At 69.6% G+C, this 6,283-nt stretch carries 7 protein-coding genes and 1 other RNA gene; 1 reads left to right on the top strand and 7 read right to left on the bottom strand.

Annotated features, from left to right (window positions below; translation table 11 throughout):
• Positions 1-171: 171 nt before the first annotated feature.
• The 6 genes from ssrA to QH290_RS23670 form a co-directional block, all read right to left on the bottom strand.
• Positions 172-541, bottom strand: a transfer-messenger RNA (tmRNA) gene (gene ssrA / locus QH290_RS23645).
• Between the two features lie 134 nt (positions 542-675).
• On the bottom strand, positions 676-1,539 hold the full coding sequence (locus tag QH290_RS23650; protein ID WP_280261756.1) for an EamA family transporter: 864 nt from the start codon (positions 1,537-1,539) through the stop codon (positions 676-678).
• On the bottom strand, positions 1,536-2,009 hold the full coding sequence (gene smpB / locus QH290_RS23655) for an SsrA-binding protein SmpB (RefSeq protein ID WP_280261754.1): 474 nt from the start codon (positions 2,007-2,009) through the stop codon (positions 1,536-1,538). The genes QH290_RS23650 and smpB overlap by 4 nt, the downstream gene beginning before the upstream one ends.
• Before the next feature lie 80 nt (positions 2,010-2,089).
• Positions 2,090-2,785, bottom strand: a complete 696-nt coding sequence (locus QH290_RS23660; RefSeq protein WP_280261752.1) for a TetR/AcrR family transcriptional regulator — start codon at positions 2,783-2,785, stop codon at positions 2,090-2,092.
• Between the two features lie 52 nt (positions 2,786-2,837).
• Entirely contained in the window at positions 2,838-3,065 is a 228-nt protein-coding gene (locus tag QH290_RS23665) for a hypothetical protein (protein WP_280261750.1), read from the bottom strand.
• Positions 3,066-3,084: 19 nt separating this feature from the next.
• The gene (locus QH290_RS23670; protein WP_280385171.1) at positions 3,085-4,158 is read right to left on the bottom strand and encodes an oxygenase MpaB family protein; all 1,074 of its coding nucleotides are present in this window, start codon (positions 4,156-4,158) and stop codon (positions 3,085-3,087) included.
• A gap of 289 nt (positions 4,159-4,447) precedes the next feature.
• On the opposite strand from QH290_RS23670, the gene QH290_RS23675 reads away from it, so the two are divergent.
• The gene (locus tag QH290_RS23675; protein WP_280385173.1) at positions 4,448-5,143 is read left to right on the top strand and encodes a hypothetical protein; all 696 of its coding nucleotides are present in this window, start codon (positions 4,448-4,450) and stop codon (positions 5,141-5,143) included.
• A 69-nt stretch (positions 5,144-5,212) separates the two neighbouring features.
• Here the strand turns inward: QH290_RS23675 and QH290_RS23680 are convergent, their stop codons facing one another.
• The gene (locus QH290_RS23680; RefSeq protein WP_280385175.1) at positions 5,213-5,860 is read right to left on the bottom strand and encodes a slipin family protein; all 648 of its coding nucleotides are present in this window, start codon (positions 5,858-5,860) and stop codon (positions 5,213-5,215) included.
• Positions 5,861-6,283: the final 423 nt, after the last annotated feature.

Below are 6,283 nucleotides of genomic sequence, written 5' to 3' on the forward strand. Positions count from 1 at the left end.
CGCCACCGCCACCCCGGCCGGTGCCCCCCCCCACGGGCCCCCCCCCCCCCCCCCCCCCCCAGCCCGGGCCCCCGACCCCCCCCCCCCCCGCCACGCCCCCCGGGGGCCCCCCCCCCCCCGCGCACACCCCCCCCTATCATCCTGCCGCGCTGCTCCCGCCCCGGCCCTTCTCCGTGGAGCTGCCGGGAATCGAACCCGGGTCCTCCGCCGCTTCTTCAGGGCTTCTCCGTGTGCAGTTCGCTGTGCCTCTGCTCGGATCTCTCGGTCACGCGAACCAGCCGAGATGACGATCCCAGTCGCTGTTGGGTGTCCCGTCCGACTCCGCGACCGAGGCGGACGGTGAGCCCTCTAGCTGATGCCAGGGGCCGGGTCGAGGGCGAACCCGGGCTGACAGACACGCTCTACTGCTTAGGCAGCGAGAGCGTAGTCGCGCTGATTAGACTCGGCGCTTATTTGGTTACAGCGACGCTTACGGTGGTCTCCTGCCTGCACCGACACGCTTCCCCTGAATCGACGTACGCAGTCGAAACCGTTCAGCCCCGTACTCATCGATCCAGATGTTTCCCGGCTGGCGGCCGGGCTGTTCATGATAACACCCTCCCCCACCGGTTCATTCCCACCCCACCCGCACCAGCGTGCCGTCGACGCTCGACACCCCTTCCGGCGCACCGGCATTCACGCCACGGCGATCAACGCCACCGACCCCAGCGCCAGCACCATCCCGATCCGCTGCAGCGGACCCACGCGTTCGCCCAGCAGGACCATCGCCAGCAGCACCGTCGCCGCCGGATACAGCGAGCCGATCACGCTCACCAGCGACAACAGTGAGCCGTGGAAGGCGTACAGCATGGCCACGTTGGCGATCACATCCAGCACGCTGACGTAGCAGGCCAGCCGCAGCGGCTCGCCCCGCGGCGCCCGGAACTGGCCGCTGACCAGGGCCGCCGTCCACACGACGAGGGTCGCCGCGAGCCGCGAGGCCACCAGCGGCCACAGCCCGGCCGTGGAGCCGGTCTCGTGCAGGAAGGTGAACGTCAGCCCGAACGCCACGCCGGACCCGACGGTCAGCAGCGCCACGTGCCGGGTGAAGCGCAGCGCCCGCCCGCCGGTGATCTCCTCGGTCACCCGGTCCGGCGATTCCTTGCTCACCAGCACGACCGCCACCAGCGCACACCCGATGCCGACCAGCGCGGGAGGCGTCGGATGCTCGCCACCGGCCAGCCCGACCAGCACCGGGATTCCGGCGACCAGGACCGCGGTCACCGGCGACACCACCGCCATCGGCCCCTGCGCGAGCGCCGCGTAGAACCACCACACGGCCAGCCCGGCGGCCACCCCGGAGGCGGCGCCCCAGGCCATCGACACCGTGTCGACGTCGCCGCCGACGAACGGCGCCAGCCCCAGCACGAGCAGCACCGACAGCGGATACGAGACGATGACGATGCGCAGCGCCGCCACCCGGCGCGAGGCGACCCCGCCGACGAAATCGCTGACCCCGTAGCCCAGGGCAGCGAGCAACGCCAGCAGGACCGACGTCACCTCATACCCTTGATCCGCCTGCCGAGCTCGCGCGTCACCTCCCGCTCCGCGGTACGCCGGGCCAGATCCTGGCGCTTGTCGTAGTCCTGCTTACCCCTGGCCAGCGCCAGTTCCACCTTCACCTTGCCGTCGGCGAAGTACATCGACAGCGGCACCAGCGTCAGCGAGCTCTCCTTCGTCTTGCCGGTGAGCTTGTCGATCTCGCGGCGGTGCAGCAGCAGTTTGCGGCTGCGGCGGGGCGCGTGGTTGGTCCAGCTGCCGTGCCCGTATTCCGGGATGTGCAGCCCGCGCAGCCAGACCTCGCCGTCGTCGATGGTGGCGAACGCGTCCACCAGCGACGCCTTGCCCTCGCGCAGGCTCTTGACCTCGGTGCCCACCAGCGCGACCCCGGCCTCGTAGGTCTCGAGGATGGTGTAGTTGTGCCGCGCCTTGCGGTTCGTGGCGATCGCCTTGCGCCCCTGCTCCTTCATGTCCACCCTTCTAGCACGTCTGCCCTGGTGAGAGGCAAGTTGTTTTGCGCCGGACGGCACCGATGCCACGCCCGACCAGCTTACGGACCGGTGGCGTCGCCGGATCCGGTCGGCAGCGTCCGGATGAGGGCCCGGACGGTCGATCGCAGCCGCTCGGGCGGGAATCGGCCGGGGTCGGACAGGACGAGGCGGCCGAGGGTTTCGATGAACCCGAGCATGACGTGGGTGATGAGTTCGATGTCGGCGTCCCGGGGGCCGCCGCGCACGGCGATACCGGCGTCGAGCAGTTGTGCGCAACGATCCAGGAGGCCGTCCCGGGCGGCGGCGAGCAGATCCCGGTAGTCGGCGGGAGCGCCGTCGTGCTGCATGAGGATCAGCCGCCACCGGTGCGGGGCGGCGGCGACGGCGCCCAGGAACGTCATGACCGCTGCCAGATACTCCTGATCCGGGTCCGACTCGTGAAAGTCCTGCGGTGGCAACGCGTCGAAGACCTGCGCCATTCCGCGCGTGTGCTCGCGGTGCAGCAGCGCCGCGATCAGTTCCGGCGCGGTCGGATACATCGCGTACAGCACCGGCTTGGCGACCCCGGCCTGCTTGGCCACCGCCTGCATCGTCAGATTCGCCAGGCCGTCGCGGCCGACGACCGCCAGCGCGGCGTCGAGCAACTGCTCGCGCCGCTGCTCCGGCGGGAGCCGGGGGCCGTTGCGACGCCGGCGACCGGCCCGCGCCTCCGGCGACACCTGCCACACGCCCGACGACTTCCGCTCGACACTCACCCGGAAATCATCCCTCGAGCCGCCGGACGGCCCGGCTCCGACATGGGCTCCTTCAGCGAAGGGTGATGTCGGAGAACATCAGTAGTGGCCAGGCGAGCACCTCGCCGACGATGGACACGAACCTGTCGAAGCCGTGCAGATCGCCGAGGTGGTCGCCGTGCGACGAGAGCCAGTACAGCCCGATTCCGAGATACGGGAGGCCGAGGACGACGGCCGCGGCGATCGCGAGGTGCAGGATCTGGCGCAGGCTCAGCCGGTGGTCCAGAAATTCTCTGATCATGTGAGCGATTCCCCTGTGATCAGGCGATCCGGCCGAGCATGGGCTGAGATTCGATGATGCCTTCGTCGCTGGGAGACAGTCCGCTGCCCAGCACGCGCGTCCGCTGCTTGTCGCGCAGCTCGAGGTGCGCCTGGCTGGGGATGTCGTAGCCGTAGAGTTCCTGTGCCTGCCGCGGCGTCATCGTCACCGGGCGCGCCGGGGGAACCTTCAGCAACACCGGCGCGGCGACCGGCACCGTCATCGGCGAAATCAGCCGCAGCAGAATCAGTTCCAGCCGGACGCTGAAACCGACCAGCGTGTAGGCGGCGCTCAACAGCGGAGTGACGAGCAGGTCGAGGAGGCGGTTGGTCGGCAGCCCCGCCATGTCCCGCATCCATCGCGGCATCGTTGCGAGCGTGCCGCGCCGCAGGAATGCCGCGACAATCTTGAAGAACGGCCGGACCGGCAGGGGCATCGGCGGCAGCATCACATCGGCGCGCAACAGGTGGCGCATCGCCTTCTTCGCGATATCCGACCCGATGAGCTGCGGCCGCATCTCCTCGAAGTACTGCCGAACCCCCTCGCGGGTGCGCGGCACATCCGCCGGATCGCAGGTCTGCAGCTCCGCGGCGCGGGCACATTCCGCCCAGTACTTCTCCTCGTCCGCGGCGCTCAGTCGGCCGGGGCCGTACCTCTCGTACGCGACGAGGATCGAGTGCCAGGCGGTCAGATGGATCCACAGCTGTGACCGCGGGTCGTTCGCGTCGTACTGCTTACCCGTCACCGGGTCGATGCCGACGGCCTTGGAGTGAATCTTCACCAGGATGTCGGCGACCTTCGCCGTCGACCGGCTGTCGGCGAACATGACCATCGCGAAGTAGCGCAGCGTGCGGTCGTAGCGGGTCCGGGGGCGGTCGTAGATGGCATGCGTCTCGTCCACCGACGCGACGAGTGCCGGATCGAGCTCCTCGATGACGACCGCCCGCTGGAAACCGATCGTCAGCCCGGTCGGGTAGCTCCACACCCGCCAGGCCACGGAGCCGGGCCCGAAGAAGCCGTAGTCCTCGGCCGGGTCCACCTTCGGCAGGGCCAACCACTCCCGCAACGACGCCATCACGCCTCCCCGTTCACACTTCTACTCTGGAGTAGGAATTATTTCTACTCTCGCGTAGTGATTATTGGGGGCACCCGACCCCAAGTCAAGAGAGCCGTCCGCACGGGGCACGAGGAGGTCGTGGGAGGTCCAACGGCCCGGGCCGTCATGTGCTGGCCGGTCGCACCCGCACGGGGACCGCGGAAGTCCCGTGTGACGGAACGTTATTGAGGGCGCGCGGGCGCAGACCTCCGATTACCACGGGTATTCCGGAACGAGACCGGAATGTCATCGGCGGAGTAGCGGGGAGATGCCCTGGTCCGAACTGTCGCGGGCCGAGTGTCGTTGTCGGTCAAGGTCGCTGTTTGATTTCAACCCCGCCGATTCGCCGTTTTCCGCTATACGCTGCAAATCCCAGGCCATACGCACTGCGGAGGGAAATATGGGAACTCTCAACGCTCTGAGCAAGGCCGAACAGCACCACGACCCGGCCGATCAGCACGAGCCGCACTATCTCGCATGGTTGTCCGCGAACGATACCGCGCTCTCGACCTTCTTCGAATACGACGCGCCGCAGGTCGCGATGCTCGATGATCCGTGGACACTCACGGGATTGCAGGTCGCCATAGCCACGGCACGGAAGACCTTTCCCGATCACCGCGCCGTGATCGCGCCGGAAAACCGTTCGGCGATAGACAGATTCGGCCGGTTCGTCGGCGAGGTTTTCGTACGCCAGTTCGAGGGTTACTGGTGCAATATGCCGGACAACGCGCCCGTCGGCGCGAAATTCTGGCCCATGGTCGAATGCAGCGGATACCTCGCGTGTATCACGCCGCACAGCGAACTCGAGATCGCGATCGTCGAGGGCCGCATGGTCGGCCTGTCGGCCGTTCCGAACGGAATCCTCACCAGCCTGTACAACAACGTGCGGCGCAACTATTGGAAATGGGTAGCCGCGGGCCGACCCTCCGCAACCGCCTGGGCGACAGCCAAACTCGCCGGCTAAGCCGGGGAAACGCAAGGAAGCTCGGATATTCCGCCCGGCGGCACGCACGGGTGCCGCCGGGCGGAATCCTCAGGCCCGGTCGCGCGGGTCCAGCACCACGGTGGTGCCGGGCACGGCTGCCACCTGCAGGGTGCGCAGGCGCAGCAGGGCCGGGTTCTCATCGAGCAGGCGGGCGGTGTTGGCGAGCGACCGCAGGGCGGCCGCCTCGGCGCGGGCCCGCTCCAGGTCGGCGCGGCCGCGCTCCTTCGCCAGCACCGTCTCCAGCGCGGCCTTGCGCAGCTCGCCCGGGAGCATCAGGTCGCGCGCCCGCAGGCTCGAGACCTCGATGCCGATCTCGGCGACCGCCGCGGCCACCTCCTCGGCGCCCGCGAGCAGGCCGCGGTCGGCGATCAGCTCGTCGAGGGTGTGCACGGCGACCTTGTCGCGGGCGACCTCCTGCACGGCCGAGTACAGCACCGACTCCGGGTACTGGGCACCTACGGTGTAGGCGACCGGATCGCTGACGACCCAGCGCGCGGCGAAGCTGGCGCGCAGCGACAGACCGTCGCGGGTGAGGAGTTCCTGACCGGTCACCTGCAGCTGTCGCGGTCGCATATCGACCGGGACCAGCGTGCACCGGCGCTGGTCGTAGCGGTGCCGACCTGGCCCGAGCACCTTGTCGAGCGTGCCGTCGCGGTACAGCAGCGTGCGCTGCCACTCCATCACGGTGGTGTGCATCGTGACACTCCTTCCCCCGGTTGATCGTCGGCGCGTGGACGCGGCCTGCCCGGTCACGGCAGCGCGGCGGGGGCATCCCCCGTCCGGAGACGGAGAGCCCGCAGAGCCGCGGCACCGCGGACGACCGGGCAGGTCGCACCACTGGAGGGGAATCGAACCCCGACAGACTTATGAGGTCTGCGCCAACCTGAATGGCGTGCCGCATCCGACACGGGGAACGCGGGCCGGAGATTCCGGCGCGCCCCTTGACTACGGCCGAGATCAACGGTAGAGAATCGCGCGCCGCCCCGCGACCGAATTTCCACCGGGGCCGCGTGGGATCCCGGGGGGGGGGGGGGGGGGGGGGGGGGGGGGGGGGGGGGGGGGGGGGGGGGGGGGGGGGGGGGGGGGGGGGGGGGGGGGGGCGGGGGGGGGCGCGCCGCG

This window comes from Nocardia wallacei, assembly GCF_029869545.1.
GTDB lineage: Bacteria > Actinomycetota > Actinomycetes > Mycobacteriales > Mycobacteriaceae > Nocardia > Nocardia wallacei_A.